Source organism: Streptococcus mitis (assembly GCF_965111735.1).
In the GTDB taxonomy this organism is placed as follows: Bacteria; Bacillota; Bacilli; order Lactobacillales; family Streptococcaceae; genus Streptococcus; species Streptococcus mitis_DR.
In genome coordinates this window covers 854,540-879,518 of record NZ_OZ217346.1, presented here as the reverse complement: position 1 = coordinate 879,518, position 24,979 = coordinate 854,540, and the positions used below count along the sequence as shown (strand labels likewise).

The 24,979-nt window shown below is 41.7% G+C and carries 29 protein-coding genes; 2 read left to right on the top strand and 27 right to left on the bottom strand.

Going from position 1 to position 24,979, the window contains the following annotated elements; all coding sequences use genetic code 11:
* Positions 1–70: 70 nt before the first annotated feature.
* From murB to budA, 3 genes are all read right to left on the bottom strand, one after another.
* A complete protein-coding gene (gene murB / locus ACLV7W_RS04305) occupies positions 71–976 on the bottom strand; it encodes a UDP-N-acetylmuramate dehydrogenase (protein ID WP_411865495.1) in 906 nt (301 codons plus the stop codon).
* A 109-nt stretch (positions 977–1,085) separates the two neighbouring features.
* Positions 1,086–1,838, bottom strand: coding sequence for a YhfC family intramembrane metalloprotease (locus tag ACLV7W_RS04300; protein ID WP_411865494.1), 753 nt, complete (start codon positions 1,836–1,838; stop codon positions 1,086–1,088).
* Between the two features lie 9 nt (positions 1,839–1,847).
* On the bottom strand, positions 1,848–2,579 hold the full coding sequence (gene budA / locus ACLV7W_RS04295; RefSeq protein WP_000360295.1) for an acetolactate decarboxylase: 732 nt from the start codon (positions 2,577–2,579) through the stop codon (positions 1,848–1,850).
* A 141-nt stretch (positions 2,580–2,720) separates the two neighbouring features.
* On the opposite strand from budA, the gene ACLV7W_RS04290 reads away from it, so the two are divergent.
* On the top strand, positions 2,721–3,992 hold the full coding sequence (locus ACLV7W_RS04290) for a PLP-dependent aminotransferase family protein (RefSeq protein ID WP_084925822.1): 1,272 nt from the start codon (positions 2,721–2,723) through the stop codon (positions 3,990–3,992).
* 19 nt (positions 3,993–4,011) lie between these two features.
* On the opposite strand, the gene ACLV7W_RS04285 is transcribed toward ACLV7W_RS04290, so the two are convergent.
* The 22 genes from ACLV7W_RS04285 to ACLV7W_RS04180 all read right to left on the bottom strand — a co-directional run bounded on the left by ACLV7W_RS04285 (position 4,012) and on the right by ACLV7W_RS04180 (position 20,777).
* Entirely contained in the window at positions 4,012–4,827 is an 816-nt protein-coding gene (locus tag ACLV7W_RS04285; RefSeq protein WP_000837375.1) for an ABC transporter substrate-binding protein, read from the bottom strand.
* A 120-nt stretch (positions 4,828–4,947) separates the two neighbouring features.
* The gene (locus ACLV7W_RS04280; RefSeq protein WP_001106783.1) at positions 4,948–5,415 is read right to left on the bottom strand and encodes an NUDIX hydrolase; all 468 of its coding nucleotides are present in this window, start codon (positions 5,413–5,415) and stop codon (positions 4,948–4,950) included.
* 91 nt (positions 5,416–5,506) lie between these two features.
* Positions 5,507–6,160, bottom strand: a complete 654-nt coding sequence (gene phoU / locus ACLV7W_RS04275; protein WP_000946460.1) for a phosphate signaling complex protein PhoU — start codon at positions 6,158–6,160, stop codon at positions 5,507–5,509.
* Between the two features lie 11 nt (positions 6,161–6,171).
* Positions 6,172–6,930 (bottom strand): phosphate ABC transporter ATP-binding protein PstB, encoded by a 759-nt coding sequence (pstB, locus tag ACLV7W_RS04270; RefSeq protein WP_049542866.1) that lies wholly within the window; start codon positions 6,928–6,930, stop codon positions 6,172–6,174.
* A 12-nt stretch (positions 6,931–6,942) separates the two neighbouring features.
* The gene (pstB, locus tag ACLV7W_RS04265) at positions 6,943–7,746 is read right to left on the bottom strand and encodes a phosphate ABC transporter ATP-binding protein PstB (protein ID WP_000049848.1); all 804 of its coding nucleotides are present in this window, start codon (positions 7,744–7,746) and stop codon (positions 6,943–6,945) included.
* Positions 7,747–7,756: 10 nt separating this feature from the next.
* The gene (gene pstA, locus ACLV7W_RS04260) at positions 7,757–8,641 is read right to left on the bottom strand and encodes a phosphate ABC transporter permease PstA (protein WP_411865493.1); all 885 of its coding nucleotides are present in this window, start codon (positions 8,639–8,641) and stop codon (positions 7,757–7,759) included.
* The gene (gene pstC / locus ACLV7W_RS04255) at positions 8,631–9,548 is read right to left on the bottom strand and encodes a phosphate ABC transporter permease subunit PstC (protein ID WP_001070903.1); all 918 of its coding nucleotides are present in this window, start codon (positions 9,546–9,548) and stop codon (positions 8,631–8,633) included. The genes pstA and pstC overlap by 11 nt, the downstream gene beginning before the upstream one ends.
* Positions 9,548–10,426 carry a phosphate ABC transporter substrate-binding protein PstS family protein gene (locus ACLV7W_RS04250; protein ID WP_049542864.1) on the bottom strand — a complete coding sequence of 293 codons (879 nt, stop codon included), beginning with the start codon at positions 10,424–10,426 and terminating at the stop codon, positions 9,548–9,550. The genes pstC and ACLV7W_RS04250 overlap by 1 nt, the downstream gene beginning before the upstream one ends.
* Positions 10,427–10,648: 222 nt before the next feature.
* Positions 10,649–11,953: an RsmF rRNA methyltransferase first C-terminal domain-containing protein gene (locus ACLV7W_RS04245; RefSeq protein ID WP_411865492.1), complete on the bottom strand. Its 1,305-nt coding sequence runs from the start codon at positions 11,951–11,953 to the stop codon at positions 10,649–10,651.
* Positions 11,954–12,727 carry an inositol monophosphatase family protein gene (locus ACLV7W_RS04240; protein ID WP_411865491.1) on the bottom strand — a complete coding sequence of 258 codons (774 nt, stop codon included), beginning with the start codon at positions 12,725–12,727 and terminating at the stop codon, positions 11,954–11,956.
* A complete protein-coding gene (locus ACLV7W_RS04235) occupies positions 12,717–12,995 on the bottom strand; it encodes a UPF0223 family protein (RefSeq protein ID WP_001041977.1) in 279 nt (92 codons plus the stop codon). Before ACLV7W_RS04235 ends, ACLV7W_RS04240 begins: the two co-directional genes overlap by 11 nt.
* Positions 12,995–13,396, bottom strand: a complete 402-nt coding sequence (locus ACLV7W_RS04230) for a Spx/MgsR family RNA polymerase-binding regulatory protein (RefSeq protein ID WP_000631254.1) — start codon at positions 13,394–13,396, stop codon at positions 12,995–12,997. Before ACLV7W_RS04230 ends, ACLV7W_RS04235 begins: the two co-directional genes overlap by 1 nt.
* A 211-nt stretch (positions 13,397–13,607) precedes the next feature.
* Entirely contained in the window at positions 13,608–14,225 is a 618-nt protein-coding gene (locus ACLV7W_RS04225) for a TIGR01906 family membrane protein (protein WP_411865490.1), read from the bottom strand.
* On the bottom strand, positions 14,215–14,988 hold the full coding sequence (locus ACLV7W_RS04220) for a TIGR01457 family HAD-type hydrolase (protein ID WP_411865489.1): 774 nt from the start codon (positions 14,986–14,988) through the stop codon (positions 14,215–14,217). The genes ACLV7W_RS04225 and ACLV7W_RS04220 overlap by 11 nt, the downstream gene beginning before the upstream one ends.
* An 8-nt stretch (positions 14,989–14,996) precedes the next feature.
* A complete protein-coding gene (locus ACLV7W_RS04215; RefSeq protein WP_411865488.1) occupies positions 14,997–15,734 on the bottom strand; it encodes an acyl-ACP thioesterase domain-containing protein in 738 nt (245 codons plus the stop codon).
* A gap of 4 nt (positions 15,735–15,738) precedes the next feature.
* A complete protein-coding gene (hemW, locus tag ACLV7W_RS04210) occupies positions 15,739–16,869 on the bottom strand; it encodes a radical SAM family heme chaperone HemW (protein ID WP_411865487.1) in 1,131 nt (376 codons plus the stop codon).
* An 83-nt stretch (positions 16,870–16,952) separates the two neighbouring features.
* Positions 16,953–17,342, bottom strand: a complete 390-nt coding sequence (locus ACLV7W_RS04205; protein ID WP_247939403.1) for a YtxH domain-containing protein — start codon at positions 17,340–17,342, stop codon at positions 16,953–16,955.
* A gap of 15 nt (positions 17,343–17,357) precedes the next feature.
* Complete coding sequence (locus ACLV7W_RS04200) at positions 17,358–17,741, bottom strand: DUF948 domain-containing protein (RefSeq protein WP_070478414.1); 384 nt, start codon at positions 17,739–17,741, stop codon at positions 17,358–17,360.
* Entirely contained in the window at positions 17,742–18,530 is a 789-nt protein-coding gene (gene lgt, locus ACLV7W_RS04195) for a prolipoprotein diacylglyceryl transferase (RefSeq protein WP_156011794.1), read from the bottom strand.
* Positions 18,523–19,461, bottom strand: coding sequence for an HPr(Ser) kinase/phosphatase (gene hprK / locus ACLV7W_RS04190; protein ID WP_162927913.1), 939 nt, complete (start codon positions 19,459–19,461; stop codon positions 18,523–18,525). The genes lgt and hprK overlap by 8 nt, the downstream gene beginning before the upstream one ends.
* A gap of 281 nt (positions 19,462–19,742) precedes the next feature.
* Positions 19,743–19,919: a 30S ribosomal protein S21 gene (rpsU, locus tag ACLV7W_RS04185; protein WP_000048054.1), complete on the bottom strand. Its 177-nt coding sequence runs from the start codon at positions 19,917–19,919 to the stop codon at positions 19,743–19,745.
* A 150-nt stretch (positions 19,920–20,069) separates the two neighbouring features.
* Positions 20,070–20,777: a glucosamine-6-phosphate deaminase gene (locus ACLV7W_RS04180; RefSeq protein ID WP_000864591.1), complete on the bottom strand. Its 708-nt coding sequence runs from the start codon at positions 20,775–20,777 to the stop codon at positions 20,070–20,072.
* 150 nt (positions 20,778–20,927) lie between these two features.
* Here ACLV7W_RS04180 and queA point away from each other — a divergent pair, with 150 nt between their 5' ends.
* Positions 20,928–21,956: a tRNA preQ1(34) S-adenosylmethionine ribosyltransferase-isomerase QueA gene (gene queA, locus ACLV7W_RS04175; RefSeq protein ID WP_020901527.1), complete on the top strand. Its 1,029-nt coding sequence runs from the start codon at positions 20,928–20,930 to the stop codon at positions 21,954–21,956.
* Between the two features lie 57 nt (positions 21,957–22,013).
* Here queA and ACLV7W_RS04170 read toward each other — a convergent pair.
* Together ACLV7W_RS04170 and pyk are read right to left on the bottom strand one after the other, a co-directional pair.
* A protein-coding gene (locus ACLV7W_RS04170) for an IS3 family transposase (RefSeq protein ID WP_411865217.1) occupies positions 22,014–23,365 on the bottom strand; the annotation gives its coding sequence in 2 pieces (ribosomal slippage) (positions 22,014–22,924 and positions 22,924–23,365; 1,353 coding nt in all).
* An 83-nt stretch (positions 23,366–23,448) separates the two neighbouring features.
* The gene (pyk, locus tag ACLV7W_RS04165) at positions 23,449–24,954 is read right to left on the bottom strand and encodes a pyruvate kinase (RefSeq protein WP_411865486.1); all 1,506 of its coding nucleotides are present in this window, start codon (positions 24,952–24,954) and stop codon (positions 23,449–23,451) included.
* Positions 24,955–24,979 lie beyond the last annotated feature (25 nt).

Below are 24,979 nucleotides of genomic sequence, written 5' to 3'. Positions count from 1 at the left end.
TTCTTCTGCACTAACGATAGGCTTTCACCCCCTTTCCATGACATAGCAGCAGCTTTTCAACTACAGCTTCCTACTTGCTTTCACCTAAAATACGGACTTCTCTCTCTAGAGTGACGCCAGAGTGCTCCTTGACTTTTTCGATAACAGACTCAATCAAGTCTTCATAGTCTTTGGCCGTTCCGTCTGCGACATTAATCATAAAACCTGCGTGTTTTTCTGAGACTTCTACGCCACCGATACGATAGCCTTTCAAGCCAGCTTCTGAAATTAATTGACCTGCAAAATGCCCTACTGGACGCTTAAAGACCGAACCACAAGATGGATATTCTAAAGGTTGCTTGAGTTCACGTAGATGCGTCAAACGATCCATTTCTTGCTTGATAACCTGATGGCTTCCTGGGGCTAGGGCAAATTTAGCTGACAAGACAATTGCACCAGACTCCTGAATGGCTGAATGGCGGTAACCAAAAGCCAATTCCTTGACAGACAGGGTCTCGATTTCTCCATCCTTGGTCAAGACCTTACAAGACTGCAAGATGTGGGCAATCTCGCCACCATAGGCACCGGCATTCATAAAGACAGCACCACCGACGCTCCCTGGAATGCCACAAGCAAACTCAAAGCCAGTCAAACTATGACGAAGGGCAATGCGTGTCGTTTCAATCAAGTTGGCACCAGCTTCTGCTTCAATGGTATAGCCATCAACGGAAACATTATTGAGCTTGTCACACAAGATGACAAATCCACGAATTCCACCATCACGAACGATGATGTTGCTGGCATTCCCAAGAACCATCCAAGGGATATTTTCTTGATTGGCAAATTTGACAACGCGAGCCAACTCAAAACGATTTCGTGGAAAGACCAGATAATCAGCCTCTCCACCTACTTTTGTATAACTATAGCTATGCAAGGGTTCTTTAAAACGGATATCAATCCCTTCTAAAATTTCAAGTATTTTTTCTTTTACTGACATGACACTCTTCCTTTTACAAAATTCATTCCATTATACCATTTTTAAGACCATTTGACGACCCTAAAAAATCTTGGGCTTATTTTAAACAAAAAAGAGGTTTCCCCTCTTTTTATGATTTTTTGCAAAAGATAGCCTTTGTTCCATAGGCAAGCAGAACAAGTTCAAGTGCTAGGACAACTTCAACCAAGACTGGATTGGTCAACCAGCCAACTTGGGCAAGAGATGGTGCCAGGTCAAAGAAGGCATGTAGTCCATAGGCCGCTAGGAGATAAATCCATTTCTTCTGGCGAACAGCTTGGTAAACCCAAACAGTCAAGAGTAATTGGAAACCTAGGGCCAAGATTCGCTCAAAACCAAGCAAATAAATCTGCCAGACTGATAGCGACTGAATAGTTTTCAACATATTTTCAGACAGCAATTGCATGACCTGTGGATTCTGAGTTTGAACTGCTGAGAGAACGATGTAGAGATTAATCAAACTAGTAAGACCTAGGAAAATCAACTCCAAGCCACCATGCCCCAATCCATAAGCCAAGGCATCTGCCTTTTCCAAACTTCTCTTTTTCTCCAACCATTTGAAGAAAATAAGACGAGCAGTTTCCTCAAAAAATGCTGCCATGGCTAGGCCATAGATGATATAGACAAGCGGATGGTCTTGCAAGAGGGCAATACTACCGTCTTTTTGAGGATGTAAAACCAAGATATGCACCAGTTTTTCTAAAATCTGTGAAGAGACAAAGAAAGCAACAGCACCCAATCCCAAGACAGCTAGATTGATCTGATATTTCTTTTTGGCATACCAAATGCTTCCTAGCAAGATAACCAGCAACAGCACCATGGTAATGATAATATGAATGGTCATTTTCTTCTCCTATTCCGCCTTTTCAATATCTTTTTTCATCTCGTCAACATTGAACTTAGCAAACAAGTATTGACGATCTTGGACTGGGAAACGTTGGTCCAACTGGTCAACCGCTCCCACCTCGATAATGCCTTCCTTGATGACAAAGTCCATAACATGCCCACCGAAGGTCAAGTCATCTGATATAAAGTGTAGATGATAGCCTGCCACACTGACCCCATGAAAAATCTCTGGCGTCCAGAAACCAACGATGGTCCCTGCCACATTGTCGCGACTATATTCAGGTTGATGGGTTGCGACATCAGCAAACTTGGTATCTGGTGTCGACTTAGGAATCATGCGCACATGCATATGCGAAAATTCCCCCCGAATCTTGATAGAGCGAAAAAGATTTTCCCCGTCATAATAAGACTCAATTCGTTCTTCCAATTCCTTGTCTGTCATCTCAAAGCGCTGGCGGAAAATGACCTCTGCCTGATGTGGTACTACTGCTGCATAAGGAATAAGGGCATCTGGTGATACTTCCACAATTTCTGGCTGATCTCCTGATCCTTTGGCCTGATAAGCCTTGCCATCCAAGACAATCAATTCCCCATCAATAGAATCCAAGGTTCCCAAACCAAGGTCACCATGCTCTAGCAATTCTCCCACTGTCATGGTACCACCATAAAGGCCGGCCATCAAGGCTCCTAGGGTATTGTATTGAAATAATTTCACTGGTTCCTGCACGTTCTTATCCATTCACTTTCTTGTCTGTTATTCTATAAATGTTACTCCTAAGTATACCACATTTAGCTTTATATGTGAACGAGAGAAACACTCTATACATTGCCAAGAAGGAAAAAAAAGGGTACAATGTAACAAAATCAAGGGAGGTCTGGAATGAAGAAACAAAGCAAGTACCAAGAGGTCGTAGCTTATCTGAAAAATAGTATCGAGTCTGGACGCTTTCCAACGGGAAGCCGCCTGCCTTCTATCCGTCAACTGAGCCTTGACTTTCACTGTAGCAAGGATACCATTCAGAGAGCCCTTCTGGAATTACGGCACGAACAATACCTCTATGCCAAGCCCCAGAGTGGTTACTATGTCCTAGAACAAGGGCAACACCAGGATCTAGAAATCGAAGTCACTGACGAACATGCCAGTGCCTATGACGATTTTCGACTCTGTGTCAATGAAACCTTGATTGGCCGGGAAAACTACCTCTTCAACTACTATGACAACCAAGAAGGATTAGAAGACTTAAGACAATCCATTCATAAACTGCTCTTTGACCAAGCTCTCTACTGCAAGACTGACCAACTGGTACTGACTTCTGGAACCCAACAAGCCCTTTTTATCCTCTCTCAAATTTCCTTTCCTAGCCAAGCTAAGGAAATCTTGGTGGAACAACCGACCTACCATCGGATGAATCGTCTCTTGATTGCTCAGGGTCTGGACTATCAAACCATTGAACGAAGTATTGATGGGATTGACTTGGAGGAGCTTGAAGGCCACTTCAAAACAGGAAAAATTAAGTTTTTCTACACCATTCCTCGCTTCCACTATCCTCTGGGGCATTCCTATTCTGAGCAGGACAAACGGGCTATTCTTGACTTAGCTGCCAAATATGGAGTCTATATCGTAGAGGATGACTATCTGGGTGATTTGGACTCCAAGAAGGGTCAGACCTTCCACTATCTGGATACAGAGGAACGCGTCATTTATATCAAGTCCTTCTCAACCAGCCTCTTTCCAGCCCTGCGGATAACAGCACTCATCCTTCCAAATGCTATCAAAGAAGCCTTTGTGGCCTACAAAAATATCCTAGACTACGACAGCAACCTCATTATGCAAAAGGCCCTGTCACTCTATATCGACAGTCAACTGTTTGAGAAAAACCGTCTAGCTCGCTTATCCAATCAGGAAGACTACCAAAAACAAATCGAGGAAAGACTAGCTAACACTCCTTGTCCCCTCCCTCATTATCCCCTACACGATGGTTTATTACTAGACCTGAGACAGTATCCTAAAATCGCCAGTCTCAAACACAGCCAACTGGGCTTGGATTTCTTTGAAGAGGCTTACTTGGGTGCCTGTCCTTATCAATTTGCCAAGGTGTCCTTAGACATTCTGGAAAAGGTTTTAAACTATTTAAAAGCAGAATTGGAATGACTTCCAACTCTGCTTTTTCTTATTCTTCAACTTCTGTTAAGGTTGCCGCTTTTTCAAGATATTTTTGGTAGGTGCCGTCATCCTTGAGTTTTTGGATGACCTTGTCCACCACTTCTTTCAAATCAGCACTATTTTTTCTAAGGGCAACTGCATTTGCTTCGCCGTCCTTCATCTTCAAGCTGACAGTTGCGACAGCTAGGTCGGCATTTTTAGCAGCATAGCTAAGAGCAACAGGCTCATCCATGTGAACAGCATCTACTTTTCCAGCCTGTAATTCATTAACAGCTTCACCCATATTGGTTAGGGAAGTCAACTGAGCTTTTGGCAATTGTTCCTTGACCATAGCTTCTGGAACAGTCCCTTTTTGGGCTGCAATATTAGCACTTTCAAGGCTAGTTAAATCCTTGTATTTTTCTACATCAGACTTACGAACCAAGAAACTAATCTTGTTTTCATAGTAAGGGATTGAAAAATCAAAGACCTCTTTTCTCTCGTCAGTAGCGCTAATTCCCGCAACCGCTAGGTCAGCCTTACCAGTTTGAAGACTAGTCAAGACATTATCAAAACTCATGCTTGAAATTTCCAACTTCACCCCAAGTTCATCAGCGATAGCCTGTGCCATGTCAATATCCGCACCGACTACCTGGTTTTTCCCGTCAACTAAGGATTGGAATTCAAAGGGTGCATAGTCAGGACTAGTCGCCACAACTAATTTCCCCTTTTGCTTAATGGCCTCAACAGCTGACTGAGAACCATTAGAACCCGACTGGCAAGCTACTAAGAAGAAACTTGCAAGAAAACTACATAAAACAAATATCCATTTTTTTGATTTCATAAATAAACAACCTCTCTGTTAATTTTGTATAATTATAACGCTATCCAAGTTACTTGTCAAGTATTTTTCTTACATTTTCATAAAATATATTTACTAAAAAATAGAAATACAGTGGTTAGTTTATCTATCTATTGGGAACTTATTTTCAAAAAAATCATTTATCATATCTTGATGCTGCTGGTTTACAATTGCAATATTTTGTATGTCACTATGATCAAAAAATCCTAATTCTAAAGTTTCATCACTTGTAAAAAAATTTGTAGAGATAGAAGTTTCAGATGAAACTAAATACAAGATTGTAAGAACTTGAGCCTCATCACCATTCGGATAACTGTCTGAATATTTTGTATAAACATTTAAGAGTTTTTCCACCCTCACTTCGACTCCTGTTTCTTCATAAAACTCTCGCACTAAAGCTTCTAAAGCCGATTCTCCTAATTCAAGAGCACCACCTGGTAATCCCCACGTTCCTTTATCTGCTCGTTTTTGTAATAAAATTTTTCCTGATTGACTTAATATTCCACAGGTAAAATTTAAAATAATTTTATCTTTTCCAACTTTTTTTCTGATATTCTGTATGTAGTTCATTATTCACCTCTGACAAAGTAAACTATCTATACAATGAAAGCTTACTGTATTAAAAAGTAAGCTTTCACAATAATTTTATCCTTTGAATACTTTATAGTTCGACAATCTTACCTGTTTCAAAGTAAACAACCCATTCACAGATATTTTTGGCATAGTCTCCAATACGTTCCAAGAAGGCAATCACTTGGAAGTAATCACGACCTGTAACAATGGCATCAGGATTTTTTTTGATTTCTTCTGTAGCCAAGTCACGAATACTATCAAAGTAATGGTTGATTTTTTCATCCATTGCTGCTACTTCATAGGCCTGGTCTACTGAACCATTCAGATAGAGTTCTAGGGCTGCTTCAACGAAGTTCTTGACATCGCGACCCATTCTCTTGATTTCTTCTTCAACAGCTGGGATACGTTGCTCCCCCTTCATACGAATGGCTGCTCTTGCAATGGAAACAGCATGGTCCCCCATACGTTCCAAGTCTGATACAGCCTTCAAGACTGTTAGAACAGTACGCAAGTCCTGAGAAACCGGTTGTTGAAGGGCAATCATTTCAAATGATTTCTTCTCCAATTTCACTTCGTATTCGTTTACTTCTGCATCATCTTCGATAACTTCCTTGGCCAAATCACGGTCATGCGTAACAAAGGCACGCACTGTCCGATTGATTTGGGATAGCACTTCTTGTCCCATAGCATAGAACTGGTTGTGCAATTTCTCCAAATCTTCTTCAAATTGAGAACGTAACATCATTTATCTCCTTATCCAAATTTTCCTGAAATATAATCTTCTGTTTCCTTGTGTTGTGGGTTTAGGAACATCTTCTTGGTATCGTTAAACTCGATTAAATCTCCATCTAGGAAAAATCCTGTCTTGTCAGAAATACGAGAAGCTTGTTGCATGGAACGCGTAACCAAGAGCATGGTATATCTATCTTTTAGACCATACAAGGTTTCCTCAATCTTACCAGCCGAGATAGGGTCCAAGGCTGAAGTCGGTTCATCCAAGAGAATGATTTTAGGACTTGTTGCCAAGACACGGGCAACACAGACACGTTGCTGTTGTCCACCTGAAAGCCCGATAGCTGAATCATGCAGGCGATCCTTGACCTCATCCCAGATAGAAGCTCGTTGTAGGGCTTTTTCTACCGCTTCATCCAGAACCTGCTTATCCTTCACTCCATTGATACGAAGTCCGTAAACAACATTTTCGTAGATAGACATAGGGAAGGGGTTTGGTTGTTGGAAAACCATACCGATTTCCTTCCGCAATTCAACTGTATCTGTACGCGGGCTGTAAATGTTGTGGCCGTTATAAACCACTGAACCAGTTGTGGTTACCTCTGGATTAAGATCCCCCATGCGGTTGATAGCCTTTAGGAGGGTTGATTTCCCTGATCCAGATGGACCGATCAAGGCTGTAATTTCCTTGGGTTGGAAAGATAGGGAAACACTATTCAAGGCCTTTTTTTGATTGTAGTAAACGGACAGGTCTGACACCTGTAAAATCGCTTCTGTCATACTGTTTCCTTTCTATCCAAAGTGTCCTGTTACGTAGTCATTGGTTGACTGTAGTTTGGCATTTTGGAAAATATTAGAGGTCTTATCGTACTCGATCAAGTCACCCAAGTAGAAAAATCCTGTGTAGTCACTAGCACGCGCAGCCTGCTGCATACTGTGGGTCACGATGATGATGGTAAAGTCCTTCTTCAATTCCAACATGGTTTCTTCCAGCTGGGCTGTCGCAATCGGATCCAAGGCTGATGCCGGTTCATCCATCAAAAGGATATCTGGTTTAACAGAGATAGCACGAGCGATACAGAGACGTTGCTGCTGACCACCTGATAGTGTCAAGGCCGACTTGTGCAAATCGTCCTTGACCTGGTCCCAAAGGGCAGCCTGACGGAGAGAGGTTTCCACAATTTCATCCAAGACTTGCTTGTCCTTAACTCCTGCACGTTCATGGGCAAAAGTGATGTTACGGTAGATAGACTTGGCAAAGGGATTTGGTCGTTGGAAGACCATCCCGATGTGTTTACGCATTTCATAAACGTTGATTTCTGGACGGTTGACATCAATCCCTTGATAGAGAATTTGACCTGTTACCTTAGCAATATCAATGGTATCATTCATGCGATTGAGACTGCGGAGGTAGGTTGATTTTCCTGAACCAGAAGGGCCAATTAAGGCCGTAATTTTATTTTTTTCAAATTGCATATCGATGCCCTTGATGGATTCATTTTTACCGTAGTAAACATGTAAATCCTTAGTAGAGAGGGCCACTTTCTCTTCAGGAAAGGTGATGATATGCTTTTCATCCCAATTATATTTTGACATGGCTTCTCCTTTAGGCAGCGGTTAATTTCTTATGTAGGTAGCTTCCGAGTTTGCGGGCTCCAAAGTTAAAGATGAGGATAAAGATGAGGAGCACGGCTGCAGAACCTGCTGATACGATGGTTCCATCTGGAATAGTGCCTTCACTATTGACTTTCCAGATGTGGACAGCCAAGGTTTCTGCTTGACGGAAGATAGAGATTGGGCTGGTCACACTGAGAATATTCCAGTTAGACCAGTCTAGGGCTGGAGCGGATTGTCCTGCTGTATAGATAAGAGCAGCAGCCTCACCAAAGATACGACCAGAGGCCAAGACAACCCCCGTTACAATACCTGGAAGAGCTTCTGGAATGACCACATGAACCACAGTCTCCCAACGAGAAATCCCAAGAGCCAGACCAGCCTCACGTTGCGTATGGTGAACGTTTTTCAAACTGTCCTCAACATTACGAGTCATCTGAGGCAGATTAAAGACTGTCAAGGCCAAGGCACCTGAAATGATTGAAAATCCATACTCAAACTGAACTACAAAGATCAAGTAACCAAAGAGACCTACAACCACTGATGGCAGTGAAGACAAGATTTCAATACAGGTTCTGACAAAGTTGGTCACAGGACCTTTCTTGGCATATTCAGCTAGGAAAATCCCAGCTCCCATAGACAAGGGAACAGAGATAATCAAGGTAATAACCAGAAGGAAGAAGGAATTATAGAGCTGAATTCCAATCCCTCCACCTGCTTGGTAAGAAGATGATTTGCCAGTCAAGAAAGACCAAGAGATGTGGGGCAAACCACGAACCAAGATATAAAGAATCAAGGATGCCAAGATGGCAACGATAATTCCTGCAATCGAGTAGAGGACAGCTGTTGCAATTTTATCTAATTTCTTAGCGTGCATAGTTTTTCTTTCCTCTTTCTTTCGTAATCAATTTAATCACACTGTTGAAGGCCAAACTCATCAAAAGCAAGACTAAGGCCAGTGACCAGAGAACGTTATTGTCAACTGTTCCCATAACCGTATTTCCAATACCCATGGTCAACACAGAGGTCAAGGTCGCAGCAGGTGTTGTCAATGAAGTTGGGACAACGGCTGAGTTTCCAACTACCATCTGAATGGCCAAGGCCTCACCAAAGGCACGCGCCATCCCAAAGACCACTGCTGTGAAAATCCCTGAACGCGCTGCCTTCAAGGTCACGCGCCAGATGGTTTGCCAACGAGTGGCTCCCATAGCCAAACTAGCTTCTCGGTAGTGACGAGGCACCGCACGCAAGCTATCCGTTGTCATAAAGGTTACCGTCGGTAAAATCATGACAAAGAGAACGAAAATCCCTGACAAAATCCCAAAACCAGTTCCACCAAAGACACTACGAACAAAGGGAACTACGACCTGCAAACCGATAAATCCATATACGACTGAAGGAATCCCAACAAGCAATTCAATAGCTGGTTGCAAGATTCTAGCACCTTTTGGTGAGACTTCGGTCATAAAGACTGCCGCACCAATGGCAAAAGGAGTTGCGATAAGAGCTGAAAGGATTGTGACAATAAAGGAACCCAAAATCATAGGAAGGGCACCAAATTGTTTACCTGAAGGATTCCAAGTTTGTCCAAAGAGGAAATCAAAGATGTTGACCCCATTGACAAAGAAGGTCGACAAGCCTTTTTGGGCTACGAAAATCAAAATCATGGCCACGATGATGACAATCAAAGACAGACAGGCAAAGGTCAAGCCTTTTCCTAGTTTCTCTAAACGAGAGTTCTTTGAGGGAGAAAGTAATTTTTTAGCTAATTCTTCTTGATTCATTAGTGACTCCCTTCTAGTGCTGTTACCGTTCCAACAGCATCTTTTTCAACCTTCATTTCCTTGACAGAAATATAGCCCATTCCCTTAACGATTCCGCTTTGCGCTTCATCTGAGAGGACAAAGTTGAGAAATTCTGCCACCAATTCATTTGGCTGACCTAGGGTGTACATATGTTCATAAGACCACAAAGGCCAGTTATTGCTTGTAACATTTTCTGCAATCGGCTCATAGCCATTCAACTTCATGCGTTTAACTGAGTCATCCACATAGGCAAAGGCTAGATAAGAAATGGCTCCTGGTGTCTGGGAAACAATGTTTTTGACCATCCCATTTGAATCCTGTTCTTGACTCTGAATGGCAGATTGGCCATCCATAACAACACTATCAAAGGTGGCACGCGAACCAGAACTTGCTGCACGGTTGATAATAGAGATGGCTAGGTCTTTCCCACCGACTTCTTTCCAGTTGGTCACTTGACCTGTGAAGATGCTTCGGAGTTGTTCAGTTGTCAGATTTTCAACGTCAACTTCCTTATTTACAATGACTGCCAAGCCCGCTACGGCAACCTTGTGGTCCACTAGAGCAGAAGCGTTGATACCGTCTTTTTCCTCGGCAAATACGTCTGAATTTCCTACATCAACAGCTCCAGACTGAACCTGAGACAGACCTGTACCAGATCCTCCACCTTGGACGTTAACTGTTTTTCCAACGTGCATAGAGCCAAATTCATCTGCTGCTGCTTCGACCAAGGGCTGAAGAGCCGTTGAGCCAACAGCTGTCATGGATTCTCCACGATCAATCCAGCTAGCACATCCCGCCAAAGAACCTGCTAGCAAGAGAGCCGCAAGGGATAGAGCGAGTTTTTTCCTTTTTTTCACTGTTTTTCTCCTTGAAAATAATGGTGAATGCTGTGAATTTTTTCAACTATTTATTTATGTTTTTCTTTTTTAAAATTGAGAGCAAACTGAAGTTGATAGCTTAATTTTACTAGAAATTTGCTCAGTTGCCGTCTCCACCAATTTTGACTTAAAATGAAAGACAATTTGAAAAAAAATCCATACTTCCACTATAACATAGACAAGCTACTTTGACTAGCATTTTCACTTGAATCTGAGGCCTTTAGGAAAATAATTTTTCAAAACATTTCCAGTCACCTTAGCAAAGCCCAAACCGTTGCCCTGAACCAAAACTTGGTACCAACCATTTGGCAGACTTTCCGCCAGCTGAACGGTTTCTCCAGCCACATACTTTACAAACGCTTCTTGGTCAATTTCAACCGACTGCTTGACCTGACTCGGTTTCAAGGCTAGACCAAGAGCGAAACTGGGCTCAAAGCGTTTCTTCTTAAAGGTCCCTAGATGCAGGCCATTCCTAGCAATCTTGAGCTTCCCTAAATCTGGCAAGAGTTCTGGCAAGAGATAAAGTTGGTCACCAAAAGTCTGCAAGATACCCCTTAGATTGATTTTCAGGTGTTTTTGGGCAAATTCCTGCCACAAAGTAAGTTGTTCTCGGCCGAGGTTGCTCTTACTTGCCTTAAATTTAGGTGCTGGATTTTCACCTTTAAATTGTAGATGAGCTACAAACTGCCCCTCTCCCTTAAAATGATGAGGGTACATCCGAGCCGTTTCTGGCAGGTCAATACCAGCTACCATTCCATTGATATGTTCAACTGGTAGCAAGTCAAAATCATACTCTTCCAGTAGCCAATTGACGATCTCTTCGTTTTCCTCAGGTGCCCAGGTACAGGTTGAATAAACCAAGCGACCACCTTCAGCTAGCATGGTTACTGCATCTTCCAGAATTTCTCTTTGCAAGCTAGCACATTGACTCGGATAATCTAAGCTCCAATAGTCCATAGCATCTGGTTGCTTACGAAACATCCCTTCCCCAGAGCAAGGAGCATCAAGGACAATAAGGTCAAAATAGCCTTTAAAGACCTTGGCCAAGCTGTCGGCAGATTCATTAGTCACTACGACATTTGTCGCTCCAAAGCGCTCCATATTTTCTACTAAAATCTTAGCCCGTTTGCTTGAAATTTCATTGGAAACAAGTAGCCCCTCCCCTGCTAGATAGGCTGCCAGTTGAGTTGATTTGCCACCCGGTGCAGCTGCCAAGTCCAAGACCTTCATCCCAGGACTGGGCTTGGCTACCTGAGCCACCATCTGGGCAGCAGGTTCTTGCGAATAAACCAAACCAGTAGCATGCTCAGGCGATTTCCCTGAAACCTTCCCGTAGTGGCCCCAAGGAGTTTGAGGAATGGCATCAGGAAAGGAAACTGGCGCTTCTTTTAAAGGATTGACCCGAAAAGCCGAAACCGCTTCCTCCTCAAAAGAGGCAAGAAAATCTCTTGCCTCATCTCCTAATATCTCTTCATATTTTTCAACAAATCCTTCTGGAAATTGCATCTAAGTTCTTTTCCTTTCGTAAATATAGGACTGAATTTCCTCCTGCATCTCAAGAGGTAACATCATGACCGGTTGTCTGGTTTGAAAATCAAGCGGGTGACCAGATAGAGTCACAACCCGATAGCCCAGACTTTCCCCTAAAATACTAGCCGCAGCATAATCCCATGGTTGCAGATAGGTGACATAGGTCAACAAACGCCCTGACAAAATCTTGGCAAAACTAATAGCCGCACTCCCATAGACACGAACACCTAGTACGGCTCGACTCAAATCAGCCAGCCCCCATTCATTGGTTTCCAGCATACCACTATTCCCTGCAATAAGGAAATCTCCAAGTGGTTTTGCTTTAAAGGGAGCTAGGGGCCTATCATTTAGACAAACTGGAAAGGCTCCACCACCGTGATAACAATCCCCTTTGACCACATCATAAATCAGACCAAACTGTCCCTGACCATTTTCAAAATAAGCCATCATGACAGCAAAATCTTCCTGCTGGGCCACAAAATTATTGGTCCCATCGATGGGATCAATGACCCAAACCTTACCCTCTTTAACCGAGGCTCGCAGACACCCTTCTTCAGCACAAATCTTATCCTCAGGATAACGAGACAAAATCTCACTAACCAAGAGTTCCTGAACTTCCTTGTCCAGTCTGGTCACCAAATCTGTTGGAGAGGACTTGGTTTCAACACACAAGTCTTCCTGCATATGGTCAAGAATGTACTGACCCGCCTTATTGACAAGCTCTTTAGCAAATTCAAATTTACTTTCCAAGAGAAATCTTCCCTTCCCCTTTTTCCTTGGCAGTCTGAACTGCTCGATAAAGCGAATAGCCACTAACTGTTTCAAATTCTCGTCCCAAACGTTTTTCTTCGCTCTTGCTTGGCACGACCGCTTTGAATCCCTTATAGGAGTCCAGTAACTTTTTAGCCTCTACCTTGCCTTCATAGGCAGCTTCAACATCATTAAAAAAAGAAAGCACTGAAGCAAGTTCTTCAGTGCTCCACGACAAATCTAGTGGGTAACTATACTGTTTGTTCATTAACTAATACCAGCTCTCATTCTTGCTTCTTTTAGTTCTTGCTTACGGTAACTACGAGGGAGAAAAGCACGAATCTCATCTTCATTAAAACCAATTTGCATGCGTTTGGCATCAATAATAATGGGACGACGCAAAAGACTAGGGTACTGCTCAATCAAATGAAGCAATTCTGATACCGAAATACTTTCTACATCAATATCTAATTTTTGAAAAATTTTTGAACGAGTTGAAATGATGTCATCAGTACCATTTTCGGTCAAGGAAAGAATGTGTTGCAATTCTTTTCTCGTTAAAGGACTGGTCATAATATTGTGCTCCTCAAAGGGCACCTTATGTTTTTCTAACCAGGCCTTCGCCTTACGACATGAAGTACAGCTCGGTGATAGAAATAGTGTAATCATGCTTTTCTCTTCTTATCTATACTTTGCTACTTCTATTATACAAAAAAATAAAGCGCTTGACTAGAGATTTTTAGAAAAAAAGCCTATTTTTTCAAGAAAAATAGACTGTTTGCGAACGATTGAGGTAAGGTAGATTTAGTTAATTCACTCTTGACAATAGTTTCGAATCACATACCTAACTTATTTACTCAAAATAAGAACATCTTTAGTATTATTTCCTACGACTTTTCAGATACAGATAGCCAAAGAAGCTTTCATAGAGGGCAAAAAAGAGGAGGAAGGCATGGAGGAAAAAGGTCTCTGGCAAAATCAGAATAACAGGATCCTTGGCTGGATCAAAAAGCCAGGTATCATCTCCCACAAAAAGAATTTGATGGAAAAGAGTAAAGAATTGGTCAAAACCAATCAAAACTCCCCCAAGACCAATCAGCACAGGCAAGACTACTAGAGTCAAAAGCCCCTTACTGAATAAAGATAAAAAGCCCTTTTTCACAATCCCTTTGACAAAGAAATAGAAACTTGGCAGTGTCACTAGAGCTACTATCTGAACCAAGTGGAAGAGATTCTTGACCACTGCAAAGTGATGCAGACCAGTTGCTGACGAACGAAAATCTGGCATCTGTAAGACCTGACTAAAGGAATTGGTCAGGTAATTCATCAAGATATGAAAGTTGTACTGAATAGTTTCTGGCTTTAGATAGACCCGATCCGTTAAACTTAACCACTGAATTTCCAGCGGATAGAAAATCCAAGCCAGATAGATGGTCAGAAGAATTGTGAGGGAGAGGAGAAAGAGCATAGAACCCCAAAAGGTTAATTTAGTTTTCATCAAAATCCCACTCCGCAAGGCTAGAAACCACATGAGTCGGTGCGATTGGCAGGTCTGCTACTTCTTCTGCCTTGGTAAAACCTGTCGTCACCAAGAGCGTTGGAATGCCATTGTCAATCCCTGCTCGGATATCTGTCAGATAGTTGTCCCCAACCATAATCAACTCTTCACGTTCCAAACCTAAGTGCTCAACCGCCTTGTTCATAATGATAGCATTTGGTTTCCCTATATAAACAGGCTTCACTCGTGTTGCCACTTCAAGAAGGGTAATCAGTGAACCAGCACCAGGCAAAAGACCGCGTTCTGTCGGGATGTTGAGGTCAGGATTGGTTCCGATAAAGTGGGCACCTTTTTGAATAGCAAGAGTTGCCGTGGCAAATTTTTCATAGTCCACTTGCCAGTCCAGGCCTACTACCACATAGGCTGGATTATCCTTGTCTTCCACATAACCAGCCGCCTTGATGGCTTCCTTGAGCCCTGCTTCTCCGATAACATAGACAGTCTTTTCCAGTCCCAAGTCATTCATATAGTCGATAGTTGCCAAAGTCGCTGTGTAGACAGTCGATAGGGGCGTATCGATATTAAAATTCTGAGCCAACATTTCTTGAACACTCTCAGGAGTACGGGTTGTATTGTTGGTCACAAAAAGATAGGGAATGTTCCGCTTTTGCAATTCATGGACAAAAGCCTCTCCTGCTGGAATTCGATCTTTCCCCTTATAAATGGTTCCGTCTAAATCAATTAAATAGCCTTTATATTTCATATTTTTCTCTAATCCTTCTTCATTTCTTGCCAAGTGATGATAGCTTGGGCATTGGTAGCCCCGTCGCTTGTGATCTCATGCTTGCTTTCCAGTCCAGTCCATTCAACAGACGATGTAATCACCCCACCTGGTCGAACTTCCTTGACATACTTGAGGTTGATTTTCTTGGGAATATAGTGGGTCAAAAAGTCCGCTCCCATGACCTCAAAAATCCAGTCTAGGTATTTACTGTTATTGACATGACCATTCATATCCAAGTCGTAAAAACGAACATGGTAATCCTTGCTGATTGGCTCTTCTAGATTTGCATATTTTGGTCCACGAATAAGCTTTTTATCAAAATCAGACTGGTAAGGAGCCACAATATCAGGTTCGACAGCATGGACTTTTCGACTATCTCGATCCATGAGAACAAAGGTCGCCATCATGTGAATGAGCTCCTGCCCCACTTCATCATAAATGGTAAAGCGACGGTAGCAAAAGAGCCGATTGTAGCTCAAGGCTTCCGTTTCGATGGTGATTTCTTCCGCAAAACGAGGCAAACGAGCTACCTCAATATCATAGTCTGTAATAATCCAGACCAGATTATAATCCTCCAAAATAGCCTTATCACTAACTCCCAGTTCAATTGACTGCATCCCTGAAACTTGCAGGGACAGTAAAATCACATCTGGAAGCTTGATATGACCGTTCATATCAGCCATATCAAAAGGAATTTTCATTTTCATTTGATAAGTTAAGCCCATCATCCTACTCCAAAATAAATCGTTCTGCTACAGTGTCTCCTAAAAAGAGACCTCTTTTTGTCATGCGAACTCGGTCACCCTCTATTTGCATGAGACCTTGTTGAACCAAGTCTCTGACAATTTCGCCATAAAGCCCCTCAAACGGCCGACCAAATTTCTCCTCAAATCTCGCCATAGAGACCCCTGATTTCTTGCGAAGCCCCAGGAACATTTCTTCTTCCATTTGCTCTTTTTGACTCAGGTGCTCTTCTGTGATACGAGCATTGCCTTCCTCAACCGCACTGAGATAATGACGAATGGGACCATGATTTTTATAACGAACACCATTGACATAACCAGATGCCCCAGCACCGATGCCATAGTATTCAGCATTGTCCCAGTACATGAGATTGTGACGACTTTCAAAACCGGGTTTGGAAAAATTGGAAATCTCATAATGCTCAAAACCTGCTCGCTCCAATTCTGCAATGATGTACTCAAACATCTCCGCTTCCAGTTCCTCTTTAGGCAGAGGCAATTTCCCACGTCGCATCCGATTCATAAAGACCGTGTGATTTTCCAAAATCAAGCTATAGAGACTCATGTGGGGAATATCCAGTCCAATAGCCTTAGCCACATTTTCCTTAACTTGCTCCATGGTCTGGCCAGGTAGCGCATAAATCAAGTCAATAGAGATATTGTCAAAACCAGCCAGTTTCAGACGGTCGATATTTTCATAAATATCCTTCTCCAAATGACTGCGCCCAATCTTTTTCAGCATCTTATCATCAAAGGTCTGCACACCTAGCGAAACACGATTGACAGCCGAGTTTTTCAAAACAGCTATCTTATCTGCATCCAAGTCGCCTGGATTGGCTTCAATGGTCAACTCTTTTAAGACAGACAAGTCCAAGTTTTTAGTCAAGCCCTTCAATAACACCTCCAGTTGAGAAGCTGACAAAGCTGTCGGTGTGCCACCACCGATATAGAGGGTTCTCAACTTTTGAATATCATAAGATTGAAACTCTTCTAGCAGATGTTCCAAATAACTATCTACCGGCTGATTCTTGATGAAGACCTTTGAAAAGTCACAATAATAACAAATCTGGGTACAAAACGGGATGTGCACATAGGCTGACGTTGGTTTCTTCTGCATAGTAATTATTATACCACAAAGACTGGCTAGGAGAAAAAAATCACCATCCCCAGATACATAGTCCGTCCAGAGATGGTGATGGTTTATTCTTCTGTTATGTCAATAACGATCTCTTCTGATTCATCAAGAGTTTCGGCCTTTTCTTGCCATTGCTCCTTGAGATTATTGAATCGTTCTTTTGATGCTTCGGTCGCTTGACGAGCACATGATTTGGCTTGAGCAAGGACACTGTCCACAGTGATTTCACCTGACTCAACCTGTTCTTTGGTTTTAAGAACAAAATCTGTAGCCTGCTCCTTGACTTCTGTCAGTTTTCCACAGACCTGCTCCTTGGCATACTCAGGATCTTCTCTCAAATCATCTAGAAAATCTTGAGCCTGACTGCAAACTTGTTTGCCCTTGTCGCTTGTTAAAAACAAGGCGAGAGCTGCACCTGAAACGGTTCCTAAAAGGATTGAGGATAGTTTACCCATAAGAATTCTCCTTTTTTATTTTTTGAAAAATTTACTTGCTACACGAAGAGCTGACAAACTTGCACCAGTCTTGAGTGTCTTTGAACCAGCTGATGAAGCTTTCTTACTCAATACACGCGCATGGTCATTAAGATCTGAAACAGATAGAGATAAATCTGCAACTGCACTAAAGAGTGGATCAATCGTTGCCATCTTGACGTTAATATCATCTGCCAAGACATTGACCTTGGCCAGCAATTCATTGGTATGATGCAAGGTCACATCCACATCTGAAGTTAAGGTTTTAATCGTCTTCTCTGTTTCATCTATAACACGTCCAAGCTTTTGTACAGTAATGATTAGATAGACTAAAAAGACAATCAAAGCAAGGGCTACAAGAATATATGCAACTTCTAACATTTAATTTTCCTCCTCTGTAATATAGTAAGGGGCCTTCTTTCGATTTTGATATAGAATGATAAAAATACCCAGTCCGATAAGAACAACTGAAAGCCATTGAGACACTCGAAGGCCAAAGAACATGAGACTATCTGTCCGCATGCCTTCAATGACCATGCGACCAAAACCATACCAAATCAAGTAGAAAGCAGTGATATGACCTCGTCTGAGACTCTTCCATTTTCGTCTAAAAATCAGAATCAAGGCAAAGCCAAGCAGATTCCATAGAGACTCGTAAAGGAAGGTCGGTTGACGGTAGCTTCCCTCAATATACATCTGGTCACGGATAAAGCCAGGTAGATAATCCAGATTATCCACTGCTGCACCGTAGGCTTCTTGGTTAAAGAAATTGCCCCAGCGACCCAAACTTTGGGCAATCATGACGCTAGGCGCCGCAATATCTAGGAAATCCCAAGTATTGATGAGTTTACGATCAGCAAAGATATAAAGTACAAGAGCCCCAGTAATCAAACCACCGTAAATGGCCAAACCACCATTCCAAATGGCAAAAATCTCTCCCAAATTCTGACTATAGTAATCAAAACGGAAAATGACATAGTAGAGACGAGCTCCTAAAATAGCCAAAGGAAAGGCTATCAAGATAAAATCTAAAATATCGTCTGGTATGATTTTCTTTCTAGGCGCTTCTTTCATAGTCAGATAAACCGCAAGAATCAAACCTGTCACAATACACAAAGCATACCAACGAATGGCTAGAGGACCTAGATGAATAGCAATTGGATCAAGCATGAGGCACCTCCTCATTTTGAGCAATAAGATTGGTCAAACGTTCTTCGAACAAACGCGTCGCATCAAAGCCCATTTCCTTGGCACGATAATTCATGGCAGCAGCCTCAATCACGACAGAGATATTCCGACCTGTTTTAACTGGAATACGGATACGAGGAATGCCTACGCCAGAAATTTCTATTTCTTCAGCATTGTTTCCAAGACGATCAAAAGTCTTATGCGTATCGTAATTTTCCAAGTAAACAGCCAGCTGGACTTGTGAAGAATCCTTGACCGCACTCGCACCGTAGAGGCTCATAACATCGATAATCCCAACCCCACGAATTTCAATCAAGTGTTTCAAGATTTCAGCTGGTTCACCCCAAAGAGTAATCTCATCCTTGGCAAAGATATCGACACGGTCATCTGCTACCAAGCGGTGACCACGTTTGACAAGCTCTAAACCTGTTTCACTCTTACCGATACCGCTATCTCCCTGAATCAAGACACCCATCCCATAGATATCCATCAAGACACCGTGTACACTGGTCCGTTCTGCTAAACGTGAATCCAGATAACTAGATAACTCTCCAGATAAACGACTGGTTGCTGTACGACTGGTTAAAATGGCAATCTTACATTCTCTGGCTGCCTTTAACATTTCCTCCGGAACCACCAAACCACGGGCAACAATAACCGCAGGTGTCTCAGGTAGAAACATTTTTTTCAAGACTTGGTAACGGTTGTGAGAGGACATCGAAACGAGGTAGGACCACTCCTTCATTCCCAAGAGCTGGATTCGCTCAGGCGTATAATAGTCAAAATAGCCCGTCATTTCAAGACCAGGTCGCGTAATGTCCGCGGTATTAATTTCCTTTTCAAGTAATTCTGGTTCGCCATAGACAATGTCTAGTCTAAGCTTTTCAATCACTTCTTTTACTAAAACCGACATCATTTCCTCCTTCAAATGAGTTCTTCTCTCTATTATATCAAATTGTAGGAGGATATTTCAGATTTTTGCAGGTTTTGAAGTATTTATTTATACTCAATGAAAATCAAAGAGCAAACTAGGAAACTAGTCGCAGGTTGCTCAAAACACCGTTTTGAGGTTGTAGATAAGACTGACGAAGTCAGTCACATATATAATCCAAGGCGACGTTGACGTGGTTTGAAGAGATTTTCGAAGAGTATTAAAAGAAAAAGGACTAGATTTCTCCAGCCTTTCATTTCTAATTAGAATTTTTTACGTTTACGAGCTGCTTCTGATTTACGTTTACGTTTTACAGAAGGTTTTTCATAGAATTCACGTTTGCGTGTTTCTTGAAGAGTACCAGCTTTAGTAACCGCACGTTTGAAACGACGAAGTGCGTCGTCAAGAGATTCATTCTTACGTACTACTGTTTTAGACATTTTTTTCACTCCCTTCAAGTTCAAGATCTATTCTATTTTACACGTAAAAGGAATAATTGTCAAGAAAAAATCCGGTTTAATTTTGATTTTTTCTTCCATTTATACAAGTCTTGAAAGCATTAAATAGAAAAACTGAAGGGTGCTGATTTTTTATTTTTCTAACAAGCTGAGCGCTTCAGCATCTGCGATAATCGTCACATCAGGGTGATTTTGTAGGCTACTTGCTGGTAAGTTCTCAGTCACTGGACCAGACACTGTTCCAGCAATAGCTTCTGCTTTTGATTCACCGTAAGCAAAGAGAAGAATAGACTTAGCATCCAAGATATTTTTAATCCCCATTGAAATGGCTTGGGTTGGAACATCTTCAATCTTGTCAAAGAAGCGCGCATTGGCTTCGATAGTAGACTGGTCAAGTTCTACTAGATGTGTTTGACTGTCAAATGGAGTACCAGGCTCATTAAAGCCGATATGTCCATTGCGACCGATTCCCAAGATTTGAAGGTCCACTGGATGGTCAGCCAAAATTTGGTTGTAGCGTTCAACTTCAGCTTCAGCATTGTCCTTAACCCCACGAGGCAAGAAACTTTCTTTAAATGGTTTTTGGTTAAACAAGTTTTCTTGCATGAAGTAACGGTAAGACTGTGGATTGTCTCCATCAAGCCCTACATACTCATCAAGGTTGACACTGGTTAGATTTGAAAAATCAAGGTCACTCTCAACAATTTCCTTGTAAAATTCAAGTGGGCTACTTCCTGTCGCAAGTCCTAGGGTTTGAGCTCCATTGGCTAATTTTTCCTTCAAAATCTCAAAAGCAACTTTTCCACCTTCGATTTGGTTTTCAACTTTAATAACTTTCATCTTTTTATCCTCCGTTTCAATCTATATTTATTATATGGTATAGACCAATTTTTGTCAAGTGAAAACGATTTAATTTTCAAAAAAAGAGCGTCCAAACTTGAAACATGTTATAATGGATAAGATTAGAACTTAGAAAGAATGAACAGATATATGAATACAGCTGATTTTGATTTCCACTTACCCGAGGAATTGATTGCCCAAACGCCCCTTGAAAAACGGGACGCTTCTAAACTCCTCATTGTCAATCGTGAGACGGGAGAAATGCAGGATAAACACTTCCACTCTATTATTGATATGCTGGAACCTGGTGATGCCCTTGTTATGAACGATACCCGTGTTCTCCCTGCCCGCCTCTATGGTCAAAAGGAAGAAACTGGAGGTCATGTGGAACTGCTCCTACTCAAAAACATTAGTGGCGATGAGTGGGAAGTTCTGGCTAAACCTGCCAAACGCCTCAAGATTGGTACTCGTGTCAGCTTTGGTGATGGTCGCCTCAGCGCTGTCGTTACGGAAGAATTGACTCACGGGGGCCGCATTGTCCGCTTTGAATACCAAGGAATTTTCCTAGAAGTTTTGGAAAGTCTGGGAGAAATGCCACTACCACCCTATATTCATGAAAAACTGGATGACCGTGAACGCTATCAAACTGTTTACGCCAAGGAAAGTGGCTCTGCTGCAGCACCAACTGCTGGACTACACTTCACTAAAGAACTGCTAGCAGAAATCCAAGCTAAGGGTGTTCATCTAGTCTATCTGACTCTTCATGTCGGACTAGGAACCTTTAGACCCGTTTCAGTTGACAATCTGGACGAACACGAAATGCACTCAGAATTCTACCAGCTTTCTGAGGAAGCGGCTGCCACTCTTCGCTCTGTTAAGGAAAATGGGGGGCGTGTCATCGCTGTCGGAACCACTTCTATACGCACTTTGGAGACTATTGGTTCCAAGTTTGATGGGCAAATCCAAGCAGATTCTGGCTGGACCAATATCTTTATCAAACCTGGGTATGAGTGGAAGGTCGTGGATGCCTTCTCAACCAACTTCCACCTGCCAAAATCAACTCTGGTCATGTTGGTTTCTGCCTTTGCCGGCCGTGAATTAGTCTTAGACGCTTATCACCATGCCATTCAAGAACACTACCGCTTCTTCAGTTTTGGCGATGCCATGTTTATCTATTAAATGTCATAATCAAAAAACGCATATTATGTACTGACCCCAAAAAGTTAGACAATTAATTTATCCGAAGGATTTAGTTCTGTATTGTACAGGGCTAAGTCCTTTTAGTTTTACCTTAATTCGTTTGTTGTTGTAGTAATCGATATAGTCTATAATAGCTTGTTCCAATTGATTAAGTGATTTAAAGTTTTTCTCATGGCCATAAAACATTTCGGATTTTAAAATGCCAAAGAAAGATTCCATCATACCGTTGTCTGGGCTGTTGCCCTTTCGTGACATGGATGCTTGAATTCCCTTACTCTCTAGGAACCGATGATAAGAATCGTGTTGGTATTGCCAACCTTGGTCACTATGGAGAATCGTATTCTCGTAGTGTTTCTCTGTGAAGGCCTGTTCCAACATCTTTTTTACTTGTTCTAAATTAGGAGAACAAGAAAGATTAAAAGCAATAATTTCGCTGTTAAATCCATCTAAAACAGGCGATAAATACAATTTCTGCGTGCTATTTGGAATGGCAAACTCTGTCACATCCGTATAACACTTTTCCATTGGTCTCGATGCTTCAAACTGGCGTTGAATGATATTCTCTGCTTTCTTGCCAATCTCTCCTTGGTAGGAAGAATACTTTCGTTTACGGCGAATTCGAGCACTTAAACCAAGGATTTTCATCAGACGTTGGACCTTCTTATGGTTTACTATATGACCACGATTCCTCAATTCAAGAGTTATTCGGCGATAGCCATAATTTCCTTTGTGCTCAGTAAAAATAGCTTGAATTTCAGCTTTAAGATCTTTATCTTTGTCAAGCCCATCTAGTTCCTTCAACTGATAATAGTAAGTTGAGCTAGGTAAACGAGTCACTTCAAGAAGTAAATCTAGTCGAAATCCTCCTGAAGCCATTTCTCTAATTGTCTCTGCCTTTCTCGCTGTATGGCTTCGTCCCTGTCTTCCAGCTCTTTTAACTTTTTTAAGTAAGCCACCTCAGTACGTAAGCGTTCATTCTCCTCTTGGAGTCGCTCTAGTTCTGTCATTTCATCCCAAGTTTTCTTCCGTTTACGTCCCATTTTAGTTGGTCTCCCTCTTGTTTTCTCAACAATAGTATACCCGTTTTTCTTGTATTGTGCTAGCCAATTAAGAAGTATCGTACGACTTGGGAGGCCGTATTCAAGAGAAACTCTATCTTTAGTCCAGCCTTCATGTAAGACTTTATTAATCATTTCTTGCTTTAAATCAGGAGAATAGTAACGATTTTTTCCTTTTTTGACGAACTCTATTCCGTAACGATCAATCAATTTAATCATGTACCTAATATTAGAATTATTTATCCCAAATTTATTTGAAAGCTTCTCTAAGCTATATCCTTGTTTTCTAAGTTCATAGATCTGAACTTTATCATCATAAGTTAATTTCATAATAAAAACACCCCAAAAGTTAGATTTTTTCTGTCTAACTTTTGGGGTGCAGTTCACTTAATATGATAGGCTTTTTATTTTAATTAACGTACTGTGCGGATACGCATTGTGTTTGTACGTACAGCTTCTCCAAGTGGTACACCAGCTACGATAACGATATCATCACCAGATTGTACAAGACCTGCTTCAACTGCTTTACGTTCAGCAATTTCAAACATATCGTCAGTTGATGATGGAGCATCTGTCAACATTGGGATAACACCCCAGTTCAACATCAATCCACGTTCTGTCAATTCGTCGAATGTCAATGCCAAGATATCAGCATTTGGACGGTATTTAGAGATTAAACGTGCAGTGTGACCTGTCTTAGTAAGAGTTACAACCAATTTAATGTCCATTGAGTTAGTAGCATCTTTAACAGCTGAAGCCATTACTTCTGTCTTAGAGTTACGTTCAAATGAATCTGAGTTCAAGCGACCGTATTCGTTAAGAAGAGTTTGAGCATTCTTGTCGATTGTAGCCATTGTAGTTACTGACTCAAGTGGGTATTTACCGTTTGCAGACTCACCTGAAAGCATTGTAGCGTCAGTACCATCGATAACAGCGTTGAATACGTCTGATACTTCTGAACGAGTTGCACGTGGTTTTTCAGTCATTGTTTCAAGCATGTTTGTTGCTGTGATAACAACTTTACCTGCTGCGTTCACTTTAGTAATAATCATTTTTTGGTAAACTGGAACCATTTCAAATGGTACTTCGATACCCATGTCACCACGAGCGATCATGATACCGTCAGCAGCTTCAATGATTTCATCCAAGTTGTCGATACCTTGTTGGTTTTCGATTTTAGCGAACAATTGAACGTGGCCGTTACCAGTTTCTTTACAGATTGCACGAACTTCGTTAACGTCTTTAGCAGTACGCACAAATGAAATCGCGATGAAGTTGATACCTTGTTCAAGACCGAAGCGGATGTCATCGTTATCGCGTTCAGCAAGAGCTGGGAAAGGAATTTTAGTGTTAGGGATGTTAACACCTTTTTGTTTAGCAATTACGCCATCGTTTTCAACTTCAACTTCAAATTCACGAGTTGCATCGTCTTTAGCAACCACACGAAGACCAAGTTTACCATCGTCAACTAAAACTTGACGACCAACTTCAACATCATCATAGATATCAAGAGCACCAGCAACGTTCAATGCGATTACATCACGAGTTGATTTGATTCCTTGTTTAGTAGCAACACGGATTTTCTCACCAGTTGTGTAAGAGTACTCTTTTGCATCTCCTTCAAACAATTCAGTACGGATTTCTGGTCCTTTTGTATCAAGAAGGAAACCAACTTTTTTACCTGCAAGTTTTTCAGCAAGTTTAACAGTTGCCATACGGTCACCTTGTTCTTGGTGGTCACCGTGTGAGAAGTTGAAACGGAATGTGTTAGCACCAGCTTCAATCAATTTAGCAATGTTTTTAGCTGAAGCTTCAACATCAAGTTTTTCACCCCAGTATCCGTCATCACCGAATTTTTTACCACCACGGATTTCTACCGCAGGTCCCAAAGTTGCAACGATTTTTACACGTTTGTTCATGATTTTTGTGACTCCTTTATATATA